Source organism: Phenylobacterium sp., from assembly GCF_031360265.1.
In the GTDB taxonomy this organism is placed as follows: Bacteria; Pseudomonadota; Alphaproteobacteria; order Caulobacterales; family Caulobacteraceae; genus Phenylobacterium.
In genome coordinates, this window is the sequence record NZ_JANMBF010000020.1 from 17,147 (window position 1) to 43,458 (window position 26,312).

26 protein-coding genes are annotated in these 26,312 nt (G+C 69.2%); 12 read left to right on the forward strand and 14 right to left on the reverse strand.

Translation table 11 applies throughout. The annotated features are described in order from the left end of the window. Positions 1 to 13 precede the first annotated feature (13 nt). From RMN86_RS01550 to RMN86_RS01560, 3 genes are all read left to right on the forward strand, one after another. A complete protein-coding gene (locus RMN86_RS01550) occupies positions 14 to 1,342 on the forward strand; it encodes an amino acid permease (protein WP_309604065.1) in 1,329 nt (442 codons plus the stop codon). A 34-nt stretch (positions 1,343 to 1,376) separates the two neighbouring features. Further along, positions 1,377 to 2,375, forward strand: coding sequence for an aromatic ring-hydroxylating dioxygenase subunit alpha (locus tag RMN86_RS01555; RefSeq protein WP_309604066.1), 999 nt, complete (start codon positions 1,377 to 1,379; stop codon positions 2,373 to 2,375). A 103-nt stretch (positions 2,376 to 2,478) separates the two neighbouring features. Next, positions 2,479 to 2,919: a VOC family protein gene (locus RMN86_RS01560; RefSeq protein ID WP_309604067.1), complete on the forward strand. Its 441-nt coding sequence runs from the start codon at positions 2,479 to 2,481 to the stop codon at positions 2,917 to 2,919. On the opposite strand, the gene RMN86_RS01565 is transcribed toward RMN86_RS01560, so the two are convergent. Beyond that, complete coding sequence (locus RMN86_RS01565) at positions 2,916 to 3,500, reverse strand: hypothetical protein (RefSeq protein ID WP_309604068.1); 585 nt, start codon at positions 3,498 to 3,500, stop codon at positions 2,916 to 2,918. The two genes, RMN86_RS01560 and RMN86_RS01565, sit on opposite strands and share 4 nt — an antisense overlap. Positions 3,501 to 3,503: 3 nt before the next feature. Then, complete coding sequence (locus RMN86_RS01570; protein WP_309604069.1) at positions 3,504 to 4,706, reverse strand: CoA transferase; 1,203 nt, start codon at positions 4,704 to 4,706, stop codon at positions 3,504 to 3,506. A 90-nt stretch (positions 4,707 to 4,796) separates the two neighbouring features. Here RMN86_RS01570 and RMN86_RS01575 point away from each other — a divergent pair, with 90 nt between their 5' ends. The 3 genes from RMN86_RS01575 to RMN86_RS01585 all read left to right on the forward strand — a co-directional run bounded on the left by RMN86_RS01575 (position 4,797) and on the right by RMN86_RS01585 (position 8,111). Continuing rightward, on the forward strand, positions 4,797 to 5,963 hold the full coding sequence (locus tag RMN86_RS01575; protein WP_309604070.1) for an acyl-CoA dehydrogenase family protein: 1,167 nt from the start codon (positions 4,797 to 4,799) through the stop codon (positions 5,961 to 5,963). Then, positions 5,960 to 6,736 (forward strand): enoyl-CoA hydratase/isomerase family protein, encoded by a 777-nt coding sequence (locus tag RMN86_RS01580; RefSeq protein ID WP_309604071.1) that lies wholly within the window; start codon positions 5,960 to 5,962, stop codon positions 6,734 to 6,736. Before RMN86_RS01575 ends, RMN86_RS01580 begins: the two co-directional genes overlap by 4 nt. A gap of 124 nt (positions 6,737 to 6,860) precedes the next feature. Further along, on the forward strand, positions 6,861 to 8,111 hold the full coding sequence (locus tag RMN86_RS01585; RefSeq protein WP_309604072.1) for an MFS transporter: 1,251 nt from the start codon (positions 6,861 to 6,863) through the stop codon (positions 8,109 to 8,111). On the opposite strand, the gene RMN86_RS01590 is transcribed toward RMN86_RS01585, so the two are convergent. The 5 genes from RMN86_RS01590 to RMN86_RS01610 form a co-directional block, all read right to left on the reverse strand. Then, complete coding sequence (locus RMN86_RS01590; protein WP_309604073.1) at positions 8,080 to 9,045, reverse strand: polysaccharide deacetylase family protein; 966 nt, start codon at positions 9,043 to 9,045, stop codon at positions 8,080 to 8,082. The genes RMN86_RS01585 and RMN86_RS01590 overlap by 32 nt on opposite strands. Positions 9,046 to 9,062: 17 nt before the next feature. After that, complete coding sequence (locus RMN86_RS01595) at positions 9,063 to 9,914, reverse strand: C40 family peptidase (protein WP_405041299.1); 852 nt, start codon at positions 9,912 to 9,914, stop codon at positions 9,063 to 9,065. Continuing rightward, positions 9,911 to 11,314, reverse strand: a complete 1,404-nt coding sequence (locus RMN86_RS01600) for a leucyl aminopeptidase family protein (RefSeq protein WP_309604074.1) — start codon at positions 11,312 to 11,314, stop codon at positions 9,911 to 9,913. The genes RMN86_RS01595 and RMN86_RS01600 overlap by 4 nt, the downstream gene beginning before the upstream one ends. Before the next feature lie 78 nt (positions 11,315 to 11,392). Continuing rightward, a complete protein-coding gene (locus RMN86_RS01605; RefSeq protein WP_309604141.1) occupies positions 11,393 to 11,899 on the reverse strand; it encodes a prepilin peptidase in 507 nt (168 codons plus the stop codon). A 256-nt stretch (positions 11,900 to 12,155) separates the two neighbouring features. Then, the gene (locus tag RMN86_RS01610; protein ID WP_309604075.1) at positions 12,156 to 12,320 is read right to left on the reverse strand and encodes a Flp family type IVb pilin; all 165 of its coding nucleotides are present in this window, start codon (positions 12,318 to 12,320) and stop codon (positions 12,156 to 12,158) included. Positions 12,321 to 12,600: 280 nt separating this feature from the next. Between RMN86_RS01610 and RMN86_RS01615 the strand changes: the two genes are divergently transcribed. Together RMN86_RS01615 and RMN86_RS01620 are read left to right on the forward strand one after the other, a co-directional pair. Beyond that, the gene (locus RMN86_RS01615; RefSeq protein WP_309604076.1) at positions 12,601 to 13,182 is read left to right on the forward strand and encodes a pilus assembly protein; all 582 of its coding nucleotides are present in this window, start codon (positions 12,601 to 12,603) and stop codon (positions 13,180 to 13,182) included. Then, positions 13,176 to 13,703, forward strand: coding sequence for a pilus assembly protein (locus tag RMN86_RS01620; protein WP_309604077.1), 528 nt, complete (start codon positions 13,176 to 13,178; stop codon positions 13,701 to 13,703). The genes RMN86_RS01615 and RMN86_RS01620 overlap by 7 nt, the downstream gene beginning before the upstream one ends. On the opposite strand, the gene RMN86_RS01625 is transcribed toward RMN86_RS01620, so the two are convergent. From RMN86_RS01625 to RMN86_RS01635, 3 genes are all read right to left on the reverse strand, one after another. Next, positions 13,700 to 15,175 carry an MFS transporter gene (locus tag RMN86_RS01625; protein ID WP_309604078.1) on the reverse strand — a complete coding sequence of 492 codons (1,476 nt, stop codon included), beginning with the start codon at positions 15,173 to 15,175 and terminating at the stop codon, positions 13,700 to 13,702. The two genes, RMN86_RS01620 and RMN86_RS01625, sit on opposite strands and share 4 nt — an antisense overlap. 67 nt (positions 15,176 to 15,242) lie before the next feature. After that, a complete protein-coding gene (locus RMN86_RS01630; protein WP_309604079.1) occupies positions 15,243 to 16,427 on the reverse strand; it encodes an alanine--glyoxylate aminotransferase family protein in 1,185 nt (394 codons plus the stop codon). Positions 16,428 to 16,442: 15 nt separating this feature from the next. After that, positions 16,443 to 17,216, reverse strand: coding sequence for a tyrosine-protein phosphatase (locus RMN86_RS01635; RefSeq protein WP_309604080.1), 774 nt, complete (start codon positions 17,214 to 17,216; stop codon positions 16,443 to 16,445). Between the two features lie 137 nt (positions 17,217 to 17,353). Here RMN86_RS01635 and RMN86_RS01640 point away from each other — a divergent pair, with 137 nt between their 5' ends. Further along, the gene (locus RMN86_RS01640) at positions 17,354 to 17,503 is read left to right on the forward strand and encodes a lmo0937 family membrane protein (protein WP_309604081.1); all 150 of its coding nucleotides are present in this window, start codon (positions 17,354 to 17,356) and stop codon (positions 17,501 to 17,503) included. Between the two features lie 16 nt (positions 17,504 to 17,519). Here RMN86_RS01640 and RMN86_RS01645 read toward each other — a convergent pair whose 3' ends face one another. Then, positions 17,520 to 18,971, reverse strand: a complete 1,452-nt coding sequence (locus RMN86_RS01645; protein ID WP_309604082.1) for an AMP nucleosidase — start codon at positions 18,969 to 18,971, stop codon at positions 17,520 to 17,522. Positions 18,972 to 19,130: 159 nt separating this feature from the next. On the opposite strand from RMN86_RS01645, the gene RMN86_RS01650 reads away from it, so the two are divergent. After that, positions 19,131 to 20,885, forward strand: a complete 1,755-nt coding sequence (locus tag RMN86_RS01650) for an adenylate/guanylate cyclase domain-containing protein (RefSeq protein WP_309604083.1) — start codon at positions 19,131 to 19,133, stop codon at positions 20,883 to 20,885. A 1-nt stretch (position 20,886) separates the two neighbouring features. On the opposite strand, the gene RMN86_RS01655 is transcribed toward RMN86_RS01650, so the two are convergent. The 3 genes from RMN86_RS01655 to RMN86_RS01665 all read right to left on the reverse strand — a co-directional run bounded on the left by RMN86_RS01655 (position 20,887) and on the right by RMN86_RS01665 (position 22,504). Then, a complete protein-coding gene (locus RMN86_RS01655) occupies positions 20,887 to 21,276 on the reverse strand; it encodes a hypothetical protein (RefSeq protein WP_309604084.1) in 390 nt (129 codons plus the stop codon). 89 nt (positions 21,277 to 21,365) lie between these two features. Then, positions 21,366 to 22,061: a Crp/Fnr family transcriptional regulator gene (locus RMN86_RS01660; RefSeq protein ID WP_309604085.1), complete on the reverse strand. Its 696-nt coding sequence runs from the start codon at positions 22,059 to 22,061 to the stop codon at positions 21,366 to 21,368. 110 nt (positions 22,062 to 22,171) lie between these two features. Then, positions 22,172 to 22,504, reverse strand: a complete 333-nt coding sequence (locus tag RMN86_RS01665; RefSeq protein WP_309604086.1) for a UrcA family protein — start codon at positions 22,502 to 22,504, stop codon at positions 22,172 to 22,174. A 160-nt stretch (positions 22,505 to 22,664) separates the two neighbouring features. Between RMN86_RS01665 and RMN86_RS01670 the strand changes: the two genes are divergently transcribed. After that, a complete protein-coding gene (locus tag RMN86_RS01670) occupies positions 22,665 to 23,921 on the forward strand; it encodes a dicarboxylate/amino acid:cation symporter (protein ID WP_309604087.1) in 1,257 nt (418 codons plus the stop codon). A gap of 120 nt (positions 23,922 to 24,041) precedes the next feature. Next, complete coding sequence (locus RMN86_RS01675) at positions 24,042 to 26,159, forward strand: catalase (protein ID WP_309604088.1); 2,118 nt, start codon at positions 24,042 to 24,044, stop codon at positions 26,157 to 26,159. Positions 26,160 to 26,312 lie beyond the last annotated feature (153 nt).

Below are 26,312 nucleotides of genomic sequence, written 5' to 3' on the forward strand. Positions count from 1 at the left end.
TGGTGGAACGCTGATGCCCACGTCCGACTCCGCCGTCCTTCCAGCCGCCGCGACGGCGGGCGGCGGACACGGATCCGTCGGCCTCTTCGGGGCCACGGCGCTCGTTGCCGGCAGCATGATCGGTTCGGGCATCTACCTCCTGCCCGCCACCCTGGGCGCCGTGGGCTCCATATCGATCCTCGGTTGGCTGGCCGCGACCGCCGCGGCCCTGGCCATCGCCGGCATGTTCGCCTGGCTGGGGATCGCCGCGCCGCAAGCCCAGGGGCTGCCCGGCTATGTGGAGGCGGGGCTGGGCCCGTTCTTCGGCGTCCAGATCGCCGTGGCCTACTGGGCGACCAACTGGATCGGCACCGCGGCGATCGCGCTGGCCGTGGCTGGCGCGGCGGGGTTCCTGGTTCCAGCGCTGGCCGAGCCGGGTCCGCGGCTGCTGATCACCCTCGCCGCGATCTGGCTATCGGTCGCCGCCGCCTGGATCGGACCCAGGGCCGTCGCTCGTGTCGAGGGCCTGACCCTGGCGCTCGGCCTGCTGCCGGTGCTGATCACCGCGACCCTGGGCTGGCTCGCCTTTCACCCGGCCACCTTCATCGCGTCCTGGAATCCGCAAGGGCTGAGCCTGGGGTCGGCGGTGGGCGCCTCGGCGCTCAACGCCTTCTGGGCCTTCCTCGGCGTCGAGTGCGCCGCGGCGACAGCGGGCGTCGTGCGCAATCCGGCTCGCAATGTGCCGCGCGCCACGCTGATCGGCGTGATCGCGGTGGCGGTGCTCTACTTCAGCGCGTGCGCCGTGCTTATGGGCATTCTTCCGGCGACGGCCCTGGCCAGGTCCTCCGCGCCGTTCGCCGAGGCCGGGCGCACGACCCTCGGCGTCGGCCTCGCCGCGGCGATCGCGGTCTGCGCCCTGCTGCGCGCCCAGGGCTGCGTCACGGGCTGGGTGCTGGTGACCAGCGAGACCACGCGCACGGGCGCCGACGCCGGGGTCTTCCCGAAGGTCTTCCGCACCCGCCCGGGCGAGCACGCCTCGCCGATCAACCTGATGACCGCCGGCGGGCTGATGAGCCTGATGGCCGCCGTCACCGCCAGCCCGACGCTCGGCCAGCAGTTCGGCTTCCTGGCCAATGTCTCGGTGCTGCTCGCCCTCTACAGCTACACCCTGGCCGGCGGCTCGCTGATCCGCGTCTCGCGGGTGTTCGCCCCCCGGCGTAGGTTCGCCGCCGTCCTGACCGCCTTGGCCGCCATGGCCTGCAGCATCGCCTTGATCGCGACCGGCAAGCCCATTGAGCTGGCCTGCTGGCTGAGCGCCGTCGCCATGGCGGCGCTTCTGTATCTCTGGCTCCGGCGGCGCTAGGCTGGCGGTGCAACCCCAGCATTCCGGAGGCGCCATGCTGCGCGTCGATCTCTACTGCGGCGAAGAGCCCTTAAAGGTCGATCGGACCCAGGTGCTGCGGCGCTCCTGGCAGTTCATCGGTCATGAAGCCATGGCGCCCAGCCCCGGCGACTATCTGGCCGAGGAGATCGGCGGCGCGCCGGTGGTGGTGGTGCGGAACGCCGAGGGCGGCCTGGCGGCCTTCCACAACGTCTGCCGGCATCGGGCGGGCGCCCTGGTGGCCGACGGCCAGGGCAGCTGCGGCGAGGCCTTCGTCTGTCGCTACCATGGCTGGCGCTATGCGCTGGACGGGCGGCTGAAGAGCGCCACGGACTTCGGCGCAGCGCCGGGGTTCGATCCCCGGCGGTACGGGCTCTTCCCGGTGCGGGTGGAGACCTGGCGCGGACTGGTGTTCGTCAACCTTGACCTCGACGTCGCGTCCCTGGCGCAGATGCTGGAACCCCTGGCCGGGGCCGCACCTTTGCCGGCCTTTCCGCTGGTCGAGCGTCGCAGCCACACCTTGGCCTGCAACTGGAAGACCTATGTCGAGAACTATCTGGAGGGCTACCACCTGCCGATGGTGCATCCGGAGTTCGACGCCGACGTGGTGGTCGCCGACTACAGGGTCGAGATCCAAGGCGAGGTCATCTTCCATTCCGCCCCGCCGCGCGACGCCTCGGTCTACGCCGGGACCTGGGCGTGGCTGTGGCCCAACCTGGCCATCAACACCTATCGTCACGGCTACATGGTCGAGCGGATGACCGCGATGGGGCCGGAGGAAACGCGGCTCGACTATTTCTACTTCTTCGACCCGGCGCGCACCGCAGAGCTGGCGGCGATGTTCGCGGTCTCCGACCGCGTCACCGCCCAGGACAAGCGGGTCTGCGAGGAGGTGCAGCGCAACCTTCGGACCGGGATCTATCGCGGCGGGGTGCTCTCGCCCAAGCACGAACACGGCGTGGCCTGGTTCCAGACCCGCATCGCGCAGGCCCACGGCGAGCCCGCGCCGGCGTAGGCGCGCGCCTCGCTTGCATGGATCGGCGTCTATGGCCATGCTGAGGGTCGAGCCTGGGCGTGGCCGTTTCCTACGGGTCATGGGGCTTGAGGAGGGCGGTCGCATGCGAATTCAGGCGCTGGGCCACGTGGTGCTGCGGGTCACCGATCGCGCGCGGGCGGAGAAATTCTACAACGGCGTGCTCGGCCTGCCGATCTGCGCGCGAAACGACGAGGACGGGAAGAAGATGGCCTTCTTCACCCTGGGCAATCATCACGACTTCGCGGTGATGGAGGTCAGTGGCGAGGGCAGCGCGCAAGGCGACTCCGCCGTGGGACTGCACCACGTCGCCTTCAAGATCGGCAGTCATATCGACGCCTTGCGCGAAGCCAAGGCGAAGCTGGAAGCGGCGGGCCTGACCCTCCATCCCGTCGATCATGAGGTGACCAAGTCGCTCTACTTCAAGGATCCCGACGGCAACGGCATCGAGGTCTATGTCGATGTGTCCGACGCCTGGCGCCAGGATCCGCAGCGCGTCGCCCAGGGCGTCCCTATGGAACTCTAAAGGCGGGCCGGGCGCCCGCTGCCCGTCACCGGGATGAAAAGGGCCTCGGCGGCCAACCTTGCCTCCAGGGTCCGGGCCTCTCGCGGGTGGCGAAGGCGCTGTTTGCGGATGCCAGCGAGCCGCGCGTCGGCGAAGAGCATCTCGTACTGCGCGCGGCGGCGGGCAAAGGTGTCCCAGGCCCATCGGATCGGATGCTCCTTGTCGCGCCAGCGGCGGAAGGCCTCGCGATTTCCGGTACCCGGCCAAAGCTCCCGGCGGTCCAGCGCGCGCACGAACGAACGATGAATCACCCGCGGCATGACCACCCTGCGCGGGTAGTCCAGCCAGATCAGATCCGTCGCCCGGGGCAGAACAAGGGCCAGGGCGGCGCGGTAGTTTCCGTCGGTGATCCACTGATCGCCAATGATGGCAGCCTCGATCCGACGGGTGAACTCGCCGGGATCGGCAACGGACCGATTCAGCCAGGCCGGACCCCAGTTCAGCACGTCGAGTTCGACATGCGGCGCGTCGATCGCCGCGCTGAGGCGTCGGGCAAGCGTCGACTTACCCGATCCAGACGGCCCGACGATGACCACACGCATGGCTCACGCGTCCTCGTCTCCGCCCACCTCGGCCAGGATCTCGGCGGTGTGCTGGCCCAGGCCCGGCGGGTGGCGACGGATGTTGGACGGGGTCTTTGAAAACCGCACCGGCGGGCGCATCTGGCGATAGCAGCCGAGGTCCGGATGGTCGAAGGTCTGGAAGAAATCCACCGCCACCAGATGCGGATCGTCCGGCAAATCGTCGAGACGGTTGGTCTTCACCACCGGGATCGACAGCGGCTTTAAGAGATCCAGCCATTCCTGGGTGGTCTTGGTGGCGGCCGCCTCGCCCACCAGGGCGTAGAGCTCGTTGATGTGCTTGGACCGGGTGAAGTAGTCGGAAAAGCGTGGATCCGTGGCGATGGTGTCGGCCATGCCCGCGACCTCGAAGAACTGATCCCACTGCTTGTCGGTGTAGGGCAGGAGGCCGATGTAGCCGTCCTTGGTCGGAAACGGCCGGCGGTTGGGATTGACCACGCGAGTATAGCCCCACTGGCCGGTGGGCGGCTCGAACGTGTGGCCGAACAGGTGCTCGACCAGCAGGAACGAGGTGACGCACTCCAGCATCGGCACCTCTACGAACTGGCCCTCGCCGGTGCGCGCGCGGTGCAGCAGGGCGGCGGTCACCGACTGGGCCAGGAACAGACCCGAGACCTTGTCGGCCACCAGGGTCGGCAGGATGCGCGGCGTGGGATTGCCGTCGGTGCGCGGCAGCACGTCGGCCAGGCCCGAGGCCGACTGGATCAGATCGTCATAGGCGGGCTCGCCGGCATAGGGGCCGTCGGAGCCATAGCCGGCGGCGTGGACATAGACGATATCCGGCCGGATCGCTGCGACGTCCTCATAGGCTAGGCCCAGGCGCTCCAGGCCCTTGTAGCGGATCGAGGCGACGAACACGTCGCAGGACTTGATCAGCCGGACCAGGGCGCGCTTGGCGCCGGGCTTGGCGAGGTCCAGCAGCAGGGATCGCTTGTTGCGGTTGATGGTCACGAAGATCGGCCCGAAGCCGCGCGGGGCGCCGTCCGGCACGTGGCCGGCCCAGCGCATGATGTCGCCGCCGTCGCCGCGCCCGCTGCCGGGATCCTCGAGCTTGATCACGTCGGCGCCCTGGTCGGCTAGAATCTGAGTGCCATAGGCGCCGTTGACCACGCTGGTCAGGTCCAGGATGCGGATGCCGGCCAGCGGCCCCGTCGCTTTCCCGGCCAATTCCCTAGCTTGCGCCACTTGTCCACTCCCATCGCCGCTTCCGGTCGTTATGATCACCCTACAAAGAACGCGCACCCGGCGGGAGGGGCCATGGATTTCGAGATCGCCGAAGAGCATCGGATGCTGAAGGACCTGGTGGCCAGGTTCGTCCGCGACGAGCTGACGCCGCTGGAAGCCGGCGTGCTGGCGCGCGAGGCGTCCGGCCAGGGGCTGGGGATCGGTCCGGTGGAGCACGCCCGGCTGGACAAGGTGGCCCATGACCTCGGCCTGTTCGGCCTGGACGCGCCGGTCGACGTCGGCGGCTCGGACCTGCCGATGGTCGCCATGGTCGGCGTCGAGGAGGAGATCGGCCGCTGCGTCACCCCCTACACCCTGCCGCCGGACAGCCCGAACCTGCGGATGCTGATGCAGACGGTGGATGAGCGCCAGCGCGCCGCCTATCTGGCGCCTTATGTGGCCGGCAAGACCATCTCGGCGATCGGGATCTCCGAGCCAGGCGCCGGATCCGACCCTGCCGGCATGACCACGCGGGCGGTAAGAGACGGAGAAGACTGGGTAATCAACGGTCGGAAGATCTGGATTTCGCGCGCGGCGGACGCCGACTTCACGATCCTGATGGCGGTCACCGACACCGAGAAGCGGGCGCGCGGCGGGATCTCGGCCTTCCTTGTGGACAAGGGCACGCCCGGGTTCAACGTGCTGCGGCGCATCCCGATGGTCGGCGGCGCCGACACCTATGAGATCGCGCTGGAGGACTGCCGGGTCGAGGGCTGGAAGCTGCTCGGCCAGGAAGGCGCGGGGTTCGCGCCGATGCAGACGCGGCTGGGAACCCGGCGCATCCAGATGGCGGCCTGGTCGGTGGGCATGGCGCAGCGGGCGCTGGACATGATCGTCGAGTACGCGCCGCAGCGAAAAACCTTCGGCATGCCCTTGAGCGAGCGTCAGGCGATCCAGTTCTGGGTCGCCGAGGCGGCGACCAAGATCCACGCCACCCGGCTGATGACCTATGACTGCGCCTGGAAGCTCGATCAGGGCCGCGATGTCAGGAACGAGATCTCGATGATCAAGTGGTTCGCCACCGAGATGGCCTATGAGACCGTGGACCGCGCCATGCAGGCGTTCGGCGCCATGGGCATGACCAAGGAGCTGCCGCTGGCCCAGATGCAGGCCAAGCTTCGCACCATGCGGATCTACGACGGACCCACCGAGGTCCACAAATGGGTGGTGGCCCGCAATCTGTTGGGGACAAGAAAATGAACAGCCAGTTCGGAGACCACATCACCGTCGCGGTGGACGGCCACGTCGCGGTGGTGACCCTGGATCGTCCGCCGTACAACCACGTCAGCGTGGAGTTCATGGCCGATCTGGCCGACGCCATCGAGGCGATCGACGGCGAAGTCGATCTGCGCTGTTCGGTGCTGCAGGCCGATGGCAAGAACTTCTGCGCCGGCGCGGACCTGGTGCGCAGCGAGGGCGCGGGCGGCCTGGGCGCAGTCAACCCTCTCTACGACCAGGCGGTGCGGCTGTTCTCGGCCAAGAAGCCGATCGTCGCCGCCGTCCAGGGCGCCGCCGTCGGCGCGGGCCTGGGCCTGGCGGTGATGGCCGACTTCCGCATCGCCTCACCCGATGCGCGCTTCGCGGCCAATTTCGTCAAGCTGGGCTTCCATCCGGGCTTCGGTCTGACCCACACCCTGCCCAGGCTCGTCGGCCAGTCCAAGGCCGAGCTGATGTTCCTGACCGCGCGCCGGGTGAAGGCGCAGGACGGCCTGGCCTGGGGCCTGGTGGACGAGGTCGTGCCGCTGGAAGCGCTGCGCGGGGCGGCGCTCAGCCTTGCCCGGGAGATCGCCGAGAACGCGCCGCTGGCGATCATCTCGACCCGCAAGACCCTGCGTGGCGACCTGGCCGCCGCCGTCCGCGCCCAGACCGACAAGGAGGCCGCCGAGCAGGGCTGGCTGCGCGACACCGCCGACTACGCCGAAGGGGTGCGCTCGGTCTCCGAGCGGCGGGTGGGGAACTTCGTCGGGCGGTGACGGGAGGCGGAAGCCGGCTCAAGGTCTCCGCGAATTGGCCGCTGGCGAACCCGGCAAAAACCTCTAGCCTCCCAGGCAAAATCGGGCGGGGGCGACCATGGCGGTAGGGACTGGGGCGATCAGGGTGGCGCAGCCGCGCGCCGGGATGGGCGCGGCGATCGTGCCGCTGTTGGCCCTGTCGGTGTTCATCAACTATGTCGACCGGGGAAACCTGGCCACCGCGGCGCCCCTGATCAAGGACGAGCTGCACCTCTCGGCCAGCGCCTTTGGCCTGCTGACCTCGGCGTTCTTCTGGACCTACACGCCCTGCCAGCTTCTGGCCGGCTGGCTGAGCGAGCGTTTCCACCCGTATCGGGTGCTGGCCGTGGGCCTGGCGATGTGGTCGCTGGCCACCGCCGCCACGGGTCTGGTCACCGGCTTCACCGCCCTGCTGCTGCTGCGGGTCCTGCTGGGCCTTGGCGAGAGCGCGGCCTTTCCCTGCAGCTCAAAGCTGATCGGCAAACATCTGCCGGCGCATCGGATGGGCGGGGCCAACGCCATGGTGCTGCTGGGCACCACGCTTGGGCCGGCGTTCGGAATCTTCTTCGGGGGACTGGTGATGGCCAAGGTGGGCTGGCGGCCGACCTTCCTGATGTTCGGCCTGGCGTCCTTGCTGTGGCTGGTCCCGTGGTTTCTGGCCACCCGGCGATCGCCGCAGACCCGGGCGGCCGAGGTGGTCGCCGACGCGGACGCGCCGAAGGCCCCCTCCTTCGCCGCGATCATCGTCCGGCGCGAGGCCTGGGGCGCCGGCTTCGGCCACTTCTGCCTGAACTACGCCTTCTATTTTCTGATCAGCTGGATGCCGCTCTACCTGGTCAAGGCGCGCGGGTTCTCCATGTCGCACATGGCCATCATCGGCGGGGAAATCTACCTGATCAACGCCGCCAGCGGCATTGCGCTGGGCTGGGTCAACGACCGGCTGATCGCCGCGGGCAGGTCGGTCACCCTGGTGCGCAAGGGCTTCATCGCCACCGGCTTTCTGATTGTCGCCGCCAGCTTCATCGTCACGGCCCTTGCCGACGCCGAGGTCGCCGTCGCCGCCCTTTACGTCGCCGGTTTCGGCTTTGGCTTCATCGGGGCCAGCAATTTCGCCAACGGCCAGACCCTGGCTGGACCGCACGCGGCGGGCAAATGGATGGGCTTCCAGAACTTCGTCGGCAATTTCGCCGGCATCGTCTGCCCGCTGATCACCGGCTGGATCGTCGACGCCACCGGCAGTTTCAGCTCGGCCTTTGTCGTGGCCGCCGCGGTCTCGGTCGCCGGCGTGTTCAGCTGGTGCGTCGTGGTGCGCAGGATCGAGCCCCTCACCTGGCCGAAGGCGGTGGCCGGGGCGTAGCGACCGCGCCTTCAATCCGCGCGTCGAGGGCGGCGATGTCGGCCGGCGGGCGGGGCAGGGTCTTCCAGGGCATGTCCTTGTGCAGGGTCAACGCCCAGCGGGTCACCCAGGGGGTTCCGGCCGCGCCCACATAGTCGTCGGCGATGGCGTAGGCCGGGTCGGTCATGGCGCGGTCCAGGGTCACAGGCTTCAGGTCGTTGGCGCGCAGGATCGCGGCCAGCTCGCCCAGGCTGTCGGCGTTGATCCGGGTGGCGTGCAACAGGAAGACGAACGCCGGGCGCCGGCCCAGAACCTCCAGCGCCGCCTGGCGATACCAGGGCACGATCTGGGCGGTGAACGTCAGATAGGCCTGGCGGATGCGCTCGGCCTCGCCCGCATCGCCCCTTGTCACCGCCTCGTCATAGGGCAGGGCGAACAGCCAGTCGGAATTCTCCATCGACACCGGCGCGACCCGATAGCCATGCGCGGCCAGCCAGGTCTCGAAGGTGGCGCGGTCCTGCGACGTCGCGCCGGTCTCCAGATAGGGATGGCGGTACCAGCGGAGCGGCTTGCCGCGCGCCGCGAGCAGGGACCGGGTGACGACCTCGCCCCGGGCTACATCGGCGATGTAGTCGGCCACCGGGGTGGTCGAGAAGTGCGGGTGCGAATAGCTGTGGTTGCCCAGCGTCATGCCGGCGTCGAGCCAGCGCGTGAGCAGCGCGATCCGCTGGGGCTTGTCGCGCGCCTCCAGCTTGACCTCATTGACGAAGCCGATGGCCGGGATGTGGTTGCGGCGCAGGCCGGCCAGCAGGGCCTTGGTGGTCACCAGGGCGTAGTCGGTGGTCGGCGACAGGGCCATGGTCGGCAGGTCGTCGAAGGTGATCGCCACCGGCTCGGCGGCGGCCGGGGCGGCGGTTGCGATCAGGGCGGCCAGGGCGAGCAACAGCCTGCGCATGGGCCGCCTCCTGCGCTCTAAAGTCGGCGAAATGTGGTCGGAGGTCCAGCGCCGGCGGCCTCGATCCGCGCCAGCGCGGTCTCCAGCGGCTCGATCGCCACGGCCATGTGGAAGGCGTTGGCATGGACGATGCGCTCAGCATCGAGGCCGATCGCCACGTGGCCCTTCCAGACCACCAGGTCGCCGCGGCCGAAGGCCTCGCGGGCGATCTCCCGACCGAGCCCGGCCTGCTGGTCGGCATCGCGCGGGCAGGCGATCCCGCAGGCGAACAGGGCGGCCTGCGCCAGGCCAGAGCAATCCAGCCCCAGGCTCTCGCGCCCGCCCCACAGATAGGGCGCGCCCACGAACCGCTCGGCGACGGCGGCGATGTCGGTCTCGAAGACGCCGATGGGCGCCAGGTGCTCGGCGGCCATCCAGCCGGCGCCGGCGACCTTCCTGAGGCGGCCCTCCTCAGCCTCCACCGCCACCAGGGCGTTCAGCGAATAGGGTCCGGAAGCCCGCGACTTGATGCTGGGCGCGGCGAAGGCGTAGGTGCGCAGCGCGCTGACCCTGTGGGTCGGGAGCACGGGGGCCAGGGGCGCGAGGCTGGCGGCGGCGACAAAGCCCACATAGCCGTCGCGGCGCGCCTGGCCCCAAAGCCAGGCGCCTTCCTCCTCGATGACCTCGAAGGTCTCGCCGAACAGGAGCTGGTCCAGTTGTTCGCAGGCCGCATCCGGCGCGCGATGCAGGCCGGCGGCCGGGACCGCGCAGGTCATCGCCGTCGGGTCGAGATAGACCTCGGCGCGGACCAGGCCTTCCAGAGAACGGCCGGCGATCCCGTCGCGCAGCGGGCTCACGCGGCCGTCGAGGGTGTCCAGCGCCGGCGTCACGCGAACCGCTCGCGGATCATCCGATAGAGCCCGCGGATGGCTTGCGCCTCCGCGCCGGCGGGAAAGCCCGGCCGGTTGCGCGGGTTCCAGGCGAAGATGTCGAGGTGCGCCCAGGGGCCGCAGTCGGGACCGGACGGGGCGAACCGCTGCAGGAACAGCGCCGCCGTCACCGAGCCGGCCTGCGCCCAGCCGTCGGGATCGTTCTTGATCTGCGCCACGTCGCTGTCCAGCGCGTCCACATAGCCCTTCCACAACGGCATTCGCCAAAGCGGGTCGCCTGCCGCCTTGGCCGCGGCCTCGATCTGCCCGGCTAGCTCGTCATCGTCGGTGTAGAAGGGCGGCAGCTGCGGCCCCAGCGCCACCCGCGCCGCGCCGGTCAGGGTGGCGAGGTCCAGGGTCAGCGCCGGCTTGAGCTCCCCGGCCCGGGTCAGGGCGTCGGCCAGGATCAGGCGGCCCTCGGCGTCGGTGTTGCCGACCTCGATGGAGATCCCCTTGCGCGAGGCCAGCACGTCGCCCGGCCGCATGGCGTCGCCGGAGATGGCGTTCTCGACCACCGGAAGCAGCACCGCCAGCCGCACCGGCAGGCCGGCGGCCATGATCATCCGCCCCAGCGCCAGGGCGTGGGCGGCGCCGCCCATGTCCTTTTTCATCTGCCGCATGCCGGCCGAGGGCTTGATGTCCAGGCCGCCGGTATCGAACACCACCCCCTTGCCCACTAGGCAGACCAGTGGCCTGTCGGCCCCGCCCCCGGGCGGCGCCCAGCTCATCTCGATCATCCGCGGCGCGCGGGCTGGATCGGCGGCGCGGCCGACGGCGTGGACCGCCGGATAGTTGGCCGCCAGCAGGTCGTCGCCGGCGATCACGCTGATCTCCGCCCGGTGCTGCTCGGCGATCTCGCGGGCGATGGTCTCCAGCTGCAGGGGGCCCATGTCGTTGGCCGGGGTGTTAATCATGTCGCGGGCCAGGGCGCAGGCATGGGCCACCTGGCGCACCTCGGCCACGTCGCAGCCTTCGACCAGCAGCTTCGCGCGCTCGCCGCCATGGGCCTTGTAGCGGTCGAACCGGTAGCTCCCGAGCGCGAAGGCCAGCGCCATCTGGTCGGCGGCCAGACCCGGCGGCGTCTGGGCGATGCGGTAGACCCCGGCCGGCAGTTTCGCGGCGAGCTGGCGCAAGGTCATGGGGTCTGGATCGGCGCCAAGCCCGAACCAGACCCTGGCCAGGGCGCCGTCGGCATCGGGCGCCAGCAGGATCTGGCCGACCTTGCCCTTGAACTCGCACAGCGCGGCGAGGGCCCTGACCCACGGGGTGGCGGCGTCGAGGGCGTTCGCGACGTCGCTTTCCACGAGGGCATGGACCGGGATCGCGGGGATCTCCGAGGTTTCCAGGATCACTTCGGACATGCTGGGCTCCCTACCGGACGAGGAGTGACCCTCTTCAGGTCGCATGTGCGCCGCCGCCGCGACGGCCGCAAGGCCCCCTCAGAGGCGCGCCAGAAGGCTGCAGCCCGGAAAGGCCGCCAGGGCGCCCACCGCGATGGCCACGCCATAGGGCACATTCTCGCCGGGCTCGGCCAGCCGGACGAACCAGCCGGGCCCCGCCGGCAGATGCCGCCGCACGGCCGGCGCGCGCAGCGCCAGCAGGCCCACGGCCAGGACGCCGCCGGCCACGCCGGTCACCGCCAGGAAGGTCAGGATCGCTGGCCAGCCCAGCCAGAGCGCGGCGGCGGCGAACAGCTTGGCGTCGCCGCCGCCGATCCAGCCCAGGGCGAACATAGCCATCGCCGCGACGAGCGCGGCGGCGCCGAGGCCCAACTGTCCGCCGAGGACGGCCAGCGGCAGGCCCAGCGCCAGGGCCGCCAAAGGGAAGATCCCCACCAGCGCCAGCGAGATCCAGTTGGGTATGGTGTAGCTCGTCGCATCGCGCAGCGCCGCGATCAGTGTCAGCAGCGGGAAAGCGAGCAGGACGAGGCTCTGAAGTGCGTGGATCATCGCGTGACTCCGGGCCCCATGGTCTGGGCCCCGCCAGCATGACCGCGACGGGTGAACGGAGGGTTTCTCGAACGCGCGTGACGCTCGGGCGCGCCGAAAAAGAAGAACCCCTCGGCGGACGGTCCGCCTGGAGGCTCCCCTTAAGCGAACTGCGTCGGCGCCTAGACCCTGTCCCGGCTGACTTGGATCAAGTCAGCCGGATCTGGAGCCCTTCTCCTCCGCCCAGGTTGAACCAACCTGGGCGGGAAGAGCCCTAGGGAAGCGCGGCGCTGACGGCGGTAAAGGTGCTCGTGAGCTTGCCGCCCATCGCGGTGAGCGCGGAAACCAGTACGACGGCGACGAGCGCGGCGATCAGGCCGTACTCGATCGCCGTGGCGCCGGAGTCGTCCTTCATAAAGCGTGTGACAAAGTTGGACATGGTCAGGTCTCCCTTTCAAGCGAGCAGTCGATGGTGGGCTTCAAGCGGGTCAGCCTGCTCGCCCTCAATGCAGCCTCAACTTCGCAGGTCTCGCTTAATCCTGAGTAAAAATGTGAGTAATCGAAGCGTATTTCTATGATTAATTCAAATTTACTATCATTTTTGATGATCCGTTATCCAAGTTCAAAAAAAACTGTCATTCGTCTTGCTGTTAAGGACTACGCTTAAATCTCGATTATCCACGGCGTTGTAAATTGCGCCCTCGTTTCTCGAGGATGCCGTGTCGCTTGTCCGCCCTTCAGGCATGATCTCGTCGCTGCGGCGCTTCGCCCGCGCCGAGCACGGCGCGACGGCGGTGGAGTTCGCCATGGTCAGCCTGCCCATGATGGTGCTGGTCTTCGGGGTGATCGAGCTGGCCATGGTGCTGCTGGTCTGCACCACCCTGGAGAGCGCCACGGAGTCCGCCGCCCGGATGATCCGCACCGGCGAGTTCCAGACCAGCGCGTCCAACACCCGGGCCGACTTCAAGGCCCTGATCTGCGCGCGGATGAGCTGGCTGAGCGCCAAGTGCGCGAGCGACCTGTGGGTCGATGTGCGCACCTATTCGAACTTTGCCAGCCTGGGCGCCAGCGCGCCGCAACCGGGATCCACCTTCAACCCGGCGACCACCTGCTTCACGGCCGGCGCGCCCGCCGACATCGTGCTGGTGCGGACCTATTTCCAGTGGCGGCTGTTCACGCCCCTGCTGTCGACGGCGCTGGAGGACATGGGCGGCGGTTCGGGCCGGCGGCTGATCTCCACGGCCACCGCGTTCCGCAACGAGCCCTACAACGACAATCCGCCGGTGGGCGCCGCATGCTGAGGCGCCTGGCATCGGATCGGCGCGGCATGGCGGCGGTGGAGTTCGCGCTGATCGCCCCGATCATGATCTTGCTCTACATGGGCCTGGCCGAGCTCAGCCTGGCCATGATGGCCGAGCGGCGCGCGGCCCACTCCGCCTCGATCGTCGCCGATCTGGTGGCCCAATCCAACCAGATGGACGGCGTCCAGATGACCGACATCTTCAATGTCGGCGACGCCATCCTCAAGCCGTTCCCGACGACGCCGCTGAAGATCCGCGTGACCAGCGTCACCGCCGACGCCGCGGGTGTCGCGCGCGTCATCTGGAGCCAGGGCCACGGCCTGGGCGCGCTCGGCTCGGGCACGGCGGTGGGCGGGGTCCCCGGTGGCCTGCTGCTGCCCGGCGACAGTATCATCATGGCCGACGTGCAGTACGCCTTCACCTCGCCGCTGCACCACACGATCCCCACCGGCCTGCTGTTCAGCGAGACCTTCTTTCTGCGGCCCCGCAGGTCGCCGAGCGTGGTCTGGACCGGGCCTTAAGCCGTCGGCGTCCCCGCCTCCGAGCCCCGCCCGCCGCCCTTGACGAACATCAGCCCGAGCAGGCCCAGCACCAGCAGGATGATGATGGTGGCGAACCCGCCCTGCTGGCTGTGGGTGACCCGCGTGCCGATATTGACCAGGCTGGGCGCGAGCCATGCCGTGGCCACACCGGCCAGGGCATAGACCCCGAAGAACGCGCCCGTCCGCTCGGGCGGGGTCAGGCGGGTGAGCGCCGTGCGCGCCGAGGCGTACTGGCCGGTGATGAAGACCGCGTTGGAGAAACCGATCAGCAGGAAGATCAGGTCGGGCAGGGTGCGATAGACCGGACCGTTCCACAGCGGCGCGTGGTCGGCGGCGTGATAGGGCCAGACATAGAGGATCTTGTCCGGCGCCATGCCCAGCAGGGCGGTGAGGCCCAGGATGGTCATGAAGATCTCGATGCGCAGGGCGTTCTTCGGGCCAATGGTCTGGTCGAGCCAGCGCCCGGTGAAGCCGCCAAAGACAGCGACCACGCTCAGGATGATGCCGGTCAGCAGGAGGTCCAGCGCGCCCCATTTCATGACGCCGGCCGCCAGCACGCCGAAGAAGAACAGCACGCCGTTCATGCCGTCCACGAACAGCATCCGCGACAGCAGAAAGATCACCGCGTCCTTGAAGCGCGAGACGGTCCGAAGCATGCCCCACAGGTCGGCCGCGCCGTCGGCGAAGGCCTTGACGATCGGCACGCCGGTGCGCGGCGCGTCGGGGGTGAACAGGAAGATGGGGATCGCGCCCACCGCCAGGATGCCGGCGGCCAGCAGGGCGACAACCCGCTCAGGCTCGTGGGCCGCCGCGCTCAGGCCAAACAGCGGGCTCGCCGGCACCCAGCCCCAGGTCACCTTGCCGGGGAGCGCGAACGCCCAGGCGGTGAAGGCCAGCGCCAGCACCGAGGCGGCGTTGCCCAGCGAGAGCGCCAGGCCGGACGCTGCGTGGGCGCTCTTCATCCCGGCGGCGCGGATCAGCATCGAATTGTGCAGCACCTCGGAATAGGCGAACAGCACATTGACCAGCATGGCGATAAACATGGTCACCGGGATGGTCAGGCCGCTCTGATCTGGCTTGGCCCACCACAACGCACCGATCAGCGGGACCATGCCGGTCACCGCCAGCGCCAGCCACAGCTTGCGCGGCCCCAGCTTGTCGATCGAGGCGCCGAGGAAGGGCGCCGTGGCCATGACGATCCAGCCGGCGTATTGCTGGAAGCGCGAGATCACCTCCTGTCCTCTGACCGGATCGCCGACCATGGTCGAGGCGACGTAGGGCATGAAGATGTAGATGGTCATCAGGATGACGTAGGGGTCGCGGCCGCCCTCGAAGATCGACCAGGAGATCGCGCCGCGGCTCAGCCTGCCGTCGCCGCCCAGCTCGGAAATCGCCGGGGGGTCGATGACCGACGAAGGCCCATGGATCTCCAGGGGTGTGGATTCACTCAAGCACGTCCCTCCCGATCCGCTTTTCAACATGCGGTTGGCCAGACGTTAGTCGCTTTCCGCCAAAGCGCTAGGCGAGCTTCGCGTCCGCCGCCGCCAGCGCCGCCTGGGCGTCGGCCTTGAACCCCTGGGCGTTCAGCGCCTCGCAGAGCGCCGTCAGGCACAGGCGCACGTGCCAGGGGGTGGCTGAGGCGCCCATCAGCCCGATCCGCCAGACCTGGCCCTTGAGTGGCCCCAGGCCCGCGCCGATCTCCAGGTCCCACACGTTCAGCACATGGGCGCGCACCTTGCCCTCATCGACGCCGTCGGGGACTCGCACCGTGTTGAGCTGCGGCAGGCGGTGGGCGGCGTCGACCAGCATCTTCAGCCCGGCGGCCTCCAGCCCGGCCACCAGGGCCTCGTGGGTGCGGGCGTGGCGCACGATGGCGGCCTGCTGGCCCTCCTCGAAGATCGCCACCAGGCTCTCGTGCAGGCCATAGAGCGCGTTGATCGGGGCGGTGTGGTGATAGGTCCGGCCGCCGCCCCCACGTCCATCGGGGCCGCCCCAGTAGGCCATCAAGAGGTTGAAATCCAACAGCCAGCTACGGACCTTTTCCTTTCGTCCGCTGATCGCCGCCTGCGCCCGCTTCGACAGGGCGATGGGCGACAGGCCGGGCGGCGCGGAGAGGCATTTCTGGGTTCCCGAATAGACCACGTCGGCGTCCCAGGCGGCCACGTCGACGACGATGCCGCCCAGCGAGGTGACGCAGTCGACGATCGACAACGCCCCGTGCCGGCGGGCGATCGCACACAGGGTGGCCGCGTCGCTGCGCGCGCCGGTGGAGGTCTCGGCGTGGACGAAGGCCAGCACCTTGGTCGGCGCCTCGGCGAGCGCGGCCTCGACCCGGGCCGGATCGACGGGCTTGCCCCAGTCGTGATCGACGGTGACCACGGTGGCGCCCGCGCGGCCGGCCATGTCGGCCATCCGCCCGCCGAAGGCGCCGTTGACGCAGATTACCGCCCGGTCGCCGGGCTCCAGCAGGTTCATGATCGCCGCTTCCATCCCCGCCGTCCCCGGCGCCGGCAGCGGCACGCAGGCGTGGTCCGGCGCGTTGAACAGCCGTTGCAGGGCGGCCTTGATCTCCTCCATCAGGTCCTGGAACGCCGGGTCCAGGTGGCCGATGGTCGGCCGCGCCAGCGCGCTCAGAACGCGCGGGCTGACGTCGGAGGGGCCGGGCCCCATCAGGATGCGTCGGGGCGGCTGAAAGCTCTGCATGATCGGTCCTTGGGTCTAGGCGAGCAGCCGGGCCCGCAGGCGGGCGCGCAAGGGGGCGTCGACGCCCAGGACGTCGGCCAGATAGCCGTCGAGCGAGCCGTTGGCCTGGCGGATCACCGAAAACGCCGTCTCCAGATAGTCGGCATTGACCGAGACGGCCACGCGCAGGCCGGCCTCGTCCACGGACTTGCCCACCGTGTCGCGCAGCCAGGGGCCGAGGAAGGCCATCTTGCGCGCCATCCGCGCCTCGTCATTGGTCAGGAGGTAGTCGGCCATGATGTCGTCGGCGCCGACGCCCAGGATGTGGTGGGTCAGCGCGCAGATCAGGCCGGTGCGATCCTTGCCCGCCGCGCAGTGGACGACAATGGCCCCGTCCGTATCGGCCAGGGTGTGGAAGTAGCGGCGGAACAGGTCGATGTGCCGGGCCTCGAACGGCGCGCGGCGATAGTAGGCCATGCCGTCGTCGAAGAACCACCGGGCGTTGACCTCGGCGTCCTTCATGGCCACCGCCCAGTCGGCGTGGTCGGAGAGGATGTCGTTCTCCACCACCGCGGCGCCAAAGCCCGGCCAGCGTTTGGAAGGCTCACGCGCCCGCTCCTCGCTGCGCCGCAGGTCGACGATGGCGGCCAGGCCCAGGTCGGCCATCCGCGCCAGATCGCCCTCGCTGGCATAGGCATGGTTGGCGGAGCGATAGAGCAGGCCGCGCTTTACGGCGCGCCCGTCGGCGCCGCCATAGCCGCCGAAATCGCGGAAGTTCTCGATGCCTTCGAAGTCGATGTGCCGGGTCATGGGCGTGCAGATAGCCGCAAATCAGCTCCGGATCGAGAGGCCGTCGCCAGGCGGATCGCCCGGCGGGGGAACCGACGCCGTTGCGGAAACATTAATCCTCCAAAGGCCGCACGCCGCGACCTATGAGAGGCAGAACAATGCTCGCGACTATCGCCGTCGTCCTTCTGGTCCTGTGGTTGCTGGGCTTCTTCGCCTTCCATGTCACCGCCGCCTTCATCCACGTGCTGCTGGTGATCGCCCTGGTGCTGGTCGTCCTGCACTTCCTGCAAGGCCGCCGATCGCTTTAGGCGGACGCCCCGCCGCCTACCGGAACGGCGGCTCGTCGAAGCTGCGGAGTTTGCGTGAGTGCAGGCGCACGCCGTCCTGGCGCAGCAGGTCCATGGTGGCGATGCCGATCCGCAGGTGCTGGCCGATGGCCCGGTCGTAGAAGGCGTTGGCCTGGCCGGGCAGCTTGATCTCGCCGTGCAGCGGCTTGTCGGATACGCAGAGCAGGGTCCCGTAGGGCACCCGGAAGCGATAGCCCTGGGCGGCGATGGTGGCGCTCTCCATGTCGATGGCCACCGCCCGGCTCTGGTTGAACCGCTTGGCGCTGGAGGAATAGCGCAGCTCCCAGTTGCGATCGTCGGTGGTCACCACGGTGCCGGTTCTGAGGCGCCGCTTGAGCACCTCGCCGGTCTCGCCGGTGACCATCTCGGCGGCCCGGTTCAGCGCCACCTGCATCTCGGCGATCGGCGGGATCGGGATCTCCGGCGGCAGCACCTCGTCCAGCACATGGTCGTCGCGCAGATAGGCGTGGCCCAGCACATAGTCGCCGATGGTCTGGGACCCGCGCAGGCCGCCGCAGTGGCCGATCATCAGCCAGGCCTGGGGCCGGAGCACCGCCAGGTGGTCGCAGATGGTCTTGGCGTTGGAGGGGCCGACGCCGATGTTGACCAGGGTGATCCCGGCCCGGCCCGGCGCCATCAGGTGATAGGCCGGCATCTGATGCTTGCGCCAGGTCGCCGCGGCCACCGTGGCCTCCGGATCCGGCGTCTCGGCGGTGATCAGCACGTTGCCGGCCGCCGACAGCGCCGTGTGGGGCCCGCCCGCCTTCAGCTGCTCGCAGCCCCAGCGGACGAACTCATCGACGTAGCGGTTATAGTTGGTGAACAGGATATATTGCTGGACGTGGTCGGCCGGCGTGCCGGTGTAGTGCGCCAGCCGGGCCAGCGAGAAGTCGGTTCTGAGCCCGTCGAACAGCGCCAGGGGGCGGGGCTTGTCGGGGCTGTGCGCCCAGGACCCGTCGACGATCTCGTCGCCGATGAACGCCAGCTCGGTGGTCGGGAAGTGCCGGGCGATCTCGGCCGACCCGATGTCGGCCAGCGCCACATCCGCCTGGCCGTCCAACACATAGGGGAACGGCATCTCCTGCGTCGAGCGGCCGACCTCGATCTCCACCTGGAAATCCTGGGCCAGCAGGCCCAGCTGCTCGATCAGATAGTCGCGATAGAGCCGGGGGCGGGTGACCGTCACCGCATAGTGTCCCGGCGCGCCGATCCGGGCATAGGCGCGGCCGATCCGCGGAAACGCCTGGCCCGCCGGCCAGTGCAGCCGAAGTTCCGGATAGTTGAAGGCGCCCGAGGCCCGGAGGCCGGGATCCGGCGGCGGGCCGCCGGCCAGGAACGCCTTGAGGGCGCCGCGCAGGGCCTCGACCGTCCTGCCGTATTCGTCTTCGAGCCGGTCGACGATGCCGGCGGCGTCTGTCTTCGCTGTCATCGCCTGCTTATAGCGACGCTGGGCGCGGCTTGCGAGCGGCGGCGCAAGGCGGGCGAACCGCCGCGCGCAGGTTGCCAGGGTTCACGGGGCAGCCCATGCTGCTGTGCAGCAGAGAGGCGAGGGCGCAGGCGGGCCTGGGGTCTCGGTCGAGAGGCGGACGTGACGACGGGCAGCAGAGTCGAGCGGCGACTGGCGGCGATCCTGGCGGCCGATATCTCGGGCTACAGCCGCCTCGTGGCCGCGGATGAGGAAGGCACCCTGGCCCAGGTCGCCGCGCATCTGCGCGAGATAATCCAGCCGGCGGTGGCCGAGCACGGCGGCCAGGTGATCAAGACCACCGGCGACGGGGTGCTGGCGGCGTTCGCCAGCGTGGTCAGCGCCCTGCAGTGCGCGCTGCGCATTCAGGCGGCGATGGCCGAGCGCAATATCGCGGCGCCGCGGGGCAAGCGCGTGGACTTCCGCATGGGCCTGCACGCCGCCGATGTGGTGGTCAGGGACGGCGACATCTTCGGCGACGGGGTCAACGTCGCCGCACGCCTGGAAACACTGGCCGAGCCGGGCGGAATCTGCGTTTCCGGCCGCGTCCAGGAGGACACCGACGGCCGGCTAGAGGTCGCCTTCGAGGATATGGGCGAGCAGTCGGTCAAGAACATTCCCCGCCCGATCCGCACCTTCCGCGTGCGGATGGAAGCCGGCCCGCCCCTGTTGGAGGCGCCCCTGACCCTGCCGACGAAGCCGTCCATCGCGGTCCTGCCGTTCCAGAACAAGAGCGGCGATCCCGAGCAGGAATATTTCGCCGACGCCATCACCGAGGACATCGTCACGGCGCTCTCGCGCTGGCGCTGGTTCTTCGTCATCGGCAGCACGTCGAGCTTCACCTACAAGGGCCGCGCGGTGGACGTGGCCCGCGTCGGCCGTGAGCTTGGGGTGCGCTACGTGCTGCAGGGCAGCGTCCGCAAGGTGGGCGCCCGGGTGCGGGTCAGCGCCCAGCTGGTCGAGGCGGCGAGCGGCGTGCACATCTGGGCCGACAACCTCGACCGCGACCTGGTCGACATCCTGGCGCTGCAGGACGACATCACCGAACAGGTGGTCGGGGCCATCGAGCCGGCCATGCTGCATTCCGAAGGCCGGCGGATCGCGCGCAAGAACCTCAACGACCTTGACGCGCTCGACTGCTTTCAGCGCGGCATGTGGCAGTTCAACAAAATGTCGCAGGACGGCTACCGGATCTCGCTCGACCTGTTCCGACAGGCGATCGCCAGCGATCCGGAGCTGTCGCTGGGCTACATCGGCCTGGCGCGCACCCTCTACGGCGGGGTGATCTACGGATGGTCGCGGCAGGTGTTGCAGGACCTGACCGAGGCGCGCGAGGCCGCGCAGACCGCCATCGGCCTGGATCCCCGCGACGCCTACGGCTATTTCGCCGCCTCAGGCGCGTCGCTATACCTGCGGCGCCACCGTGACGCCCTGGACGAGGCGCGCAAGACCCTGGCGCTCAACCCGAATTTCGGCTTCGGCCACTTCCGGCTGGGGCAGGTGCTGATCTATTCGGGCCGCGCGGCCGAGGCCGTTGCGCCCATCGAGCGCAGCCTGCGCCACAGCCCCTACGACCCCCAGCTCGGCGCCATGTACTCGCTGCTGGCGCTGTCGCACTTCCACGCCGGCGCCTATCCCGACGCGATCCGCGAGGCCGAGAAGGCGGTGCGCCTGCAGGATGGCCGCGCGGCCCTGGTGATCGCCATGAGCCTGGTCAAGCTGGGCCGCCTCGAGGAGGGCCGCCAGATGGCCGCGGGCGAGGCCTCGAGCGCCAGCATCGCCCAGATGTCCCGGCTCGCCCCCTACGCCAACACCGCCGACCGCGACGATATCCTGGACACCCTGCGCCAGGCCGGCCTGGCGGTGGACGCGTTCTGAGTTAAGCCTTCTGGATCGGGTGCTTGTCGTCCGGATAGCGGCTCTTCAACAGGACGGTGATGCCGCCCTTGGTCATCTTGGTGTCCGGCGCCTGCCACAAGGTCAGCTCATAGTCGTAGCCCGGCGCCCAGGCGAAGGTGATCTGCGTCGGCGGGCTGGTGGTCAGCGCATGGTGGATGATGCAGCGCAGCGTCTCGCGGAAACTCATCGGCGCAAGTTCGATATAGCTCTTCCAGGCGCGATAGAGCGGCGTCTTGGGGTCGACGAGAAAGGTCAGGTCTAGCGGCTTGCCGGCGGAGAACTGTTCGGCGCGCGCCTCGGCGAACCGGATGATCCGGTCTCTGCCGAACTCATGGTTCAGTTCCGCCAGAACGGTCTGAAAAGCAGGCATTGGTCATCCCTCTCTGGGGTCCGCCAAAGCGGCGCAACCGACACTCTCGTCCACGTCCAGCGATGACTATGCCTCCGCCGGGTCAGGCTTCAACTGTTGAATTGCCGATCCACCAGGCTTTGCAGCCGCGCGGCGACCACCAGGCGCACGCCCGCCGAGGTGACCTCGACCGATCCGTCGCGCACCCACGCCTGAAGTTTCCGGTTCACGGTCTCGCGCGAGACGCCCAGCCTGCGCGCCAGTTCCGACTGGGTGAGCGCGATCATCCCGCGGGCGTTCTGCTCGCCGACCAGCAGCTGCGCCAGGCGGCCCCCGAGGTCGAGGGTGGCGCGCGCGCCCAGCGCCGCGTTGGTCCGCCGCAACCGTCCGCTAAGGTCGGCCAGGAGGGCGACCGCCGCCTTCGGCTCGGTCTCCAGCGCCTCGATCAGCGCGGCGCGCGGGATGCGCCAGAGCCGGGTGCGGCGCGCGGCCACCATGTCCGCCGACCGCGCCCCGCCATCGAGCGCGGCCATCTCGCCGACGATTTCGCCGCGCCCCAGCGCCACGAGGCGGACGTCGCGCCCGCTGGAACTGCTCGCGCGCACCTCGATCTCCCCCTCAACGATCAGATAGACCGCATCGCCAGGGTCGCCGATCCGGCAGAGAAAGGCGCCGGTTTCCAGGTCGACCGGTCCGCCGCGCTGGGCCAGCGCCGCGCGCGCCCCGGGCGACAAGACGCCCAGCACCTCGCCGCCCCGAAGCGCCGCGAGGATCTGGCTAGGTGGCTCTTTGGCGACCGAGGGCATGGCCCACCCTTGCACGGGAAGCGCTGCGGTCCCAAGCGTCGGTGGCCAGTCCGCAGGCCGGCGCGCCGGGACACGCCCCGAGCGCCGGCGCCGGAAGGCAGGGCCACGCCTCAACGCGGGTCGCGGCTGGCCAGCAGGATGTTCGGCTGGGCGCGATAGAGCGCGGTCACCCCCGGCGCGGCCAGCTGGTCCACCGCCTTGCCGATCATCCGGGACTCGCAGGCGCGCTGGTAGGCGATGCGGCCCAGGTCGCGGCTGTCGCCGTCCCGGCAGAACCGCGCCGCGCCGGCGTGGATGCGCCGGAAGGCGACCTGCGCCCCCTGGGCGCTGGCGGTGTTGAGGTCGCCCAGGCGGATCACCATGATGTCAGTCTCGGCGCGCACGGCGCCGGCGCTGAGCAGGGTCGAGGCCGCCAGGGCGGCTAGCAGACTGAAGCGGGTCATCTGGGAATTCCTTGCGGAGGTTCGGCCGCCGATCGCGGCGGGGCATTTCCTACGCCGCCCGAGGGCGGCAGGCTGTGACACGGCTCACCCGCCGCGCGGGATGGACGCCGCCGTGCTTCCCGGCGACAAAGGCGGCCTTGGCGAACTCTCGGACCCCCGCATGAACCGGCTTTTCTCGATCCTCATCGTCTCGGCCATGGTCCTGGGGATCGGTGTCGGCTGGGCGATTAACCAGTACGCCACCCCCGTGCAGGCCAAGGCGGTCGCCGAGAACCTGTCGATCGTCACCGACGTGTTCCTGCGACTGATCAAGATGATCATCGCCCCCCTGGTGTTCTCGACCCTGGTGGCCGGAATCGCGCGCATGGAGGACGCCTCGACCATCGGGCGCGTCGGCGCCAAGACCATGGGCTGGTTCATCTCCGCCTCGCTGATCTCGCTGACCATCGGGCTGGTGATGGTTCACATCCTGCAGCCGGGCGCCGGCATGCACCTGGCGGTTCCCGACGCTGGCTCGGCCAAGTCGGCGGTCGATATGACCAAGTTCAACCTCAAGGAATTCGTCAGCCACATCTTCCCCAGGTCGATCGTCGAGGCAATGGCCAACAACGAGATCCTGCAGATCGTCATCTTTTCGATCTTCGTCGGCACGGCGGTCTCCGCGCTGGAGGATCGCGCCCCGGCGGTGCTTGTGCTGGTCGAGCAGATCTCGGCGATCATGCTGAAGGTCACCGGCTATGTGATGAAGACCGCGCCGTTGGCGATCTTCGCGGCCCTGGCCGCCACCGTGGCGACGCAGGGGATCGGCGTGCTGGCGACCTACGCCAGGTTCGTCGGCGGCTTCTACCTTTCGCTTGGCCTGTTGTGGGCGCTGCTGATCGCCGTGGTGACCCTGATCGTCGGGCCCCGCGCGCTGAAGCTGATGCTGGCGATCCGCAGCCCCGCCCTGCTGGCGTTTTCCACGGCCTCGTCGGAGGCCGCCTATCCGGGCACGCTCGAGGCGTTGCAGCAATGGGGGGTCTCGCGCCGGGTGGCCAGCTTCGTCCTGCCCCTGGGCTATTCGTTCAACCTCGACGGCACGATGATGTACTGCACCTTCGCGACCCTGTTCGTCGCCCAGGCCTATGGCATCCACCTGACCATCGGCCAGCAGATCACCATGCTGCTGCTCCTGATGATCACCTCCAAGGGCGTGGCCGGCGTGCCGCGCGCCTCGCTGGTGGTGATCTCCGCGACCCTGACCTATTTCCACCTGCCCGAGGCCGGCCTGCTGCTGATCCTGGCCGTCGACCATCTGCTCGACATGGGCCGCTCGGCCACCAATGTGGTCGGCAACTCCGTGGCCTCGGCGGTCGTCGCCAAGTGGGAAAACCAGATCGAGGCGCCGGCCATCGCGTCGATGGCGCCGGCCACCTAAAGCCCACACGCGCGACCGGCGGCGAACTTCCCCCGCCGCGGACACCAAATGGCGCGCCCCGCGTTGGGTGGACAGCACTCAGCTGACCACCACCCTTCACCGCCCACCTGGGGACCCCAAATGGCCAAGACCAAGCCCGCGCCGACCCACGCCAAGAAGCCCGCCGCCCCCCAGTTCGGCGCGAGCGCCGGACACGGCGGCGAGATTCACCAGACGGCGACCACCCCGGAGACCCGGCTGACGACCAATTTCGGCGTCCCCATCAGCGACGACCAGAACTCGCTCAAAGCCGGACCGCGCGGGCCGTCGCTGCTCGAAGACTTCGTCCTGCGCGAGAAGATCCAGCACTTCGACCACGAGCGGATCCCGGAGCGCATCGTCCACGCCCGCGGCTCGGCGGCGCACGGCTATTTCGAACTGACCCGGTCTCTGGCCCGCTACACCCGCGCCAATATCCTCACCGAGGTGGGACAGCGCACCGAGCTTTTCGCCCGCTTCTCCACCGTGGCCGGGGGTGCGGGGTCGGTCGACACCCCGCGCGACGTGCGCGGCTTTGCGGTCAAGTTCTACACTCGTGAAGGCAACTGGGACCTGGTGGGCAACAACATCCCGGTGTTCTTCATCCAGGACGCCATCAAGTTCCCCGACCTGATCCACGCGGTGAAGATGGAGGCCGACCGCGGCTATCCGCAGGCCGCCAGCGCGCATGACACCTTCTGGGATTTCATCGGCCTGATGCCGGAGTCCACCCACATGATCCTGTGGGCCATGTCCGACCGGGCGCTCCCGCGGTCGCTGCGGATGATGGAAGGCTTCGGCGTCAACACCTTCCGGCTGCTCAACGATCGGGACGAGGCCACCTTCGTCAAGTTTCACTGGCGCCCCAAGCTCGGGACCCAGTCCACCGGCTGGGACGAAGCCGTGAAGATCGCCGGCGCCGATCCTGATTTCCACCGCCGCGACCTGCACGAGGCGATCGCCTCCGGCGCCTTTCCGGAATGGGAGTTCGGCGTCCAGCTGCTGAGCCAGGCGCAGGCCGACGCGCTGCCCTTCGACATCCTCGACGCCACCAAGCTGATCCCCGAAGAGCTGGTCCCGATCCAGGTGGTCGGCCGCATGGTGCTGAACCGCAACCCCGACAACTTCTTCGCCGAGACCGAGCAGGCGGCCTTTCTGCCCACCAACATGCCGCCGGGCATCGACGCCTCCGAGGACCCGCTGCTGCAGGGACGGCTGTTCTCCTATCAGGACACCCAGCTGTCGCGCCTGGGCAGCGTCAACTTCCACCAGCTGCCAATCAACCAGGCCAAGGGCTGCCCGTTCCAGAACCTGCAGCGCGACGGCCACATGCAGATGCAGGTTCCCAGGGGCCGCGCCAACTATGAGCCCAACAGCCTGGCCGAGGCCGGCGAGATCGGCGGCCCCCGCGAGGACCCGCAAGGCGGCTTCCGCACCGCGCGGGTGGCCTTCGATGGGCCAAAGGTGCGCCTGCGCGCCGAGAGCTTCGCCGACCACTACAGCCAGGCTCGGCTGTTCTATGCCTCACAGACGCCCATCGAGCAGGCGCACATCGCCAGCGCGCTGGTGTTCGAACTCTCCAAGTGCGCCTTCGACCATGTCCGCAACCGCGTGCTGGCCAATCTCGGCAATGTCGACGCGGGCCTCGCCGGGCGCGTGGCGGCGGGCCTGGGCGTGGATCTTCCGGCAAGATCCAAGCCCGCCGTCGAGCCCATCGACCTGGACCTGTCGCCGGCGCTGCGGATCGTCGGCAAGTCGCCCCCGACGCTGATGGGGCGGACGGTCGGGGTTCTGGTCACCGACGGCGCCGACGGCGCCGTGGTCAAGGCGGTGCGCAGGGCCTGCGAGGCGCAAGGCGCCGCCGTCAAGATTATCGCGCCCAAGATCGGCGGCGTGACCCTGGCCAACGGCAAGCGGCTGAAGGCGGACGGCCAGCTCGCCGGATCGCCCTCGGTGATCTTCGACGCGGTGGCGCTGGTCCTGTCCAAGGACGGCTGCGCCCAGCTGCTGGGCGACAGCGCGGCCATCGACTTCGTCGCCAACGCCTTCGTCCATCTGAAGGCCATCGGGTTTACGCCCCAGGCCCAGCCGCTGCTCGACAAGGCCGGCGTCCATCCCGACCCCGGGATCGTTGACCTGGCAAAGGGCGGCGAAGCGTTCCTGGAGCCGGCCAGCACCCGGCAGTGGGCGCGCGAACCCAAGGTCCGCACGCTGGCCTGATCCACGCCTTGTCTTGCCCTGCCGCCTTGCCTCATCCGACGACGGATGGGAAACAGGGCGCAGGGGGGCCAGGCCATGCACAGTTCAAAGATCCACCGGGTTTCAGCAGGCTGCGGCAAAGAAGTGAGCGCATCGCTGGTGTGCGGGTTCTGA

Excerpts from the sequence above, each read along its gene's own strand:
- RMN86_RS01550 (WP_309604065.1), top strand. The coding sequence starts at position 14 with ATGCCCACGTCCGACTCCGCCGTCCTTCCAGCCGCCGCGACGGCGGGC.
- RMN86_RS01555 (WP_309604066.1), top strand. The coding sequence starts at position 1,377 with ATGCTGCGCGTCGATCTCTACTGCGGCGAAGAGCCCTTAAAGGTCGAT.
- RMN86_RS01560 (WP_309604067.1), top strand. The coding sequence starts at position 2,479 with ATGCGAATTCAGGCGCTGGGCCACGTGGTGCTGCGGGTCACCGATCGC.
- RMN86_RS01565 (WP_309604068.1), bottom strand. The coding sequence starts at position 3,500 with ATGCGTGTGGTCATCGTCGGGCCGTCTGGATCGGGTAAGTCGACGCTT.
- RMN86_RS01575 (WP_309604070.1), top strand. The coding sequence starts at position 4,797 with ATGGATTTCGAGATCGCCGAAGAGCATCGGATGCTGAAGGACCTGGTG.
- RMN86_RS01580 (WP_309604071.1), top strand. The coding sequence starts at position 5,960 with ATGAACAGCCAGTTCGGAGACCACATCACCGTCGCGGTGGACGGCCAC.
- RMN86_RS01590 (WP_309604073.1), bottom strand. The coding sequence starts at position 9,045 with ATGCGCAGGCTGTTGCTCGCCCTGGCCGCCCTGATCGCAACCGCCGCC.
- RMN86_RS01600 (WP_309604074.1), bottom strand. The coding sequence starts at position 11,314 with ATGTCCGAAGTGATCCTGGAAACCTCGGAGATCCCCGCGATCCCGGTC.
- RMN86_RS01610 (WP_309604075.1), bottom strand. The coding sequence starts at position 12,320 with ATGTCCAACTTTGTCACACGCTTTATGAAGGACGACTCCGGCGCCACG.
- RMN86_RS01620 (WP_309604077.1), top strand. The coding sequence starts at position 13,176 with ATGCTGAGGCGCCTGGCATCGGATCGGCGCGGCATGGCGGCGGTGGAG.
- RMN86_RS01630 (WP_309604079.1), bottom strand. The coding sequence starts at position 16,427 with ATGCAGAGCTTTCAGCCGCCCCGACGCATCCTGATGGGGCCCGGCCCC.
- RMN86_RS01635 (WP_309604080.1), bottom strand. The coding sequence starts at position 17,216 with ATGACCCGGCACATCGACTTCGAAGGCATCGAGAACTTCCGCGATTTC.
- RMN86_RS01640 (WP_309604081.1), top strand. The coding sequence starts at position 17,354 with ATGCTCGCGACTATCGCCGTCGTCCTTCTGGTCCTGTGGTTGCTGGGC.
- RMN86_RS01645 (WP_309604082.1), bottom strand. The coding sequence starts at position 18,971 with ATGACAGCGAAGACAGACGCCGCCGGCATCGTCGACCGGCTCGAAGAC.
- RMN86_RS01655 (WP_309604084.1), bottom strand. The coding sequence starts at position 21,276 with ATGCCTGCTTTTCAGACCGTTCTGGCGGAACTGAACCATGAGTTCGGC.
- RMN86_RS01660 (WP_309604085.1), bottom strand. The coding sequence starts at position 22,061 with ATGCCCTCGGTCGCCAAAGAGCCACCTAGCCAGATCCTCGCGGCGCTT.
- RMN86_RS01665 (WP_309604086.1), bottom strand. The coding sequence starts at position 22,504 with ATGACCCGCTTCAGTCTGCTAGCCGCCCTGGCGGCCTCGACCCTGCTC.
- RMN86_RS01670 (WP_309604087.1), top strand. The coding sequence starts at position 22,665 with ATGAACCGGCTTTTCTCGATCCTCATCGTCTCGGCCATGGTCCTGGGG.
- RMN86_RS01675 (WP_309604088.1), top strand. The coding sequence starts at position 24,042 with ATGGCCAAGACCAAGCCCGCGCCGACCCACGCCAAGAAGCCCGCCGCC.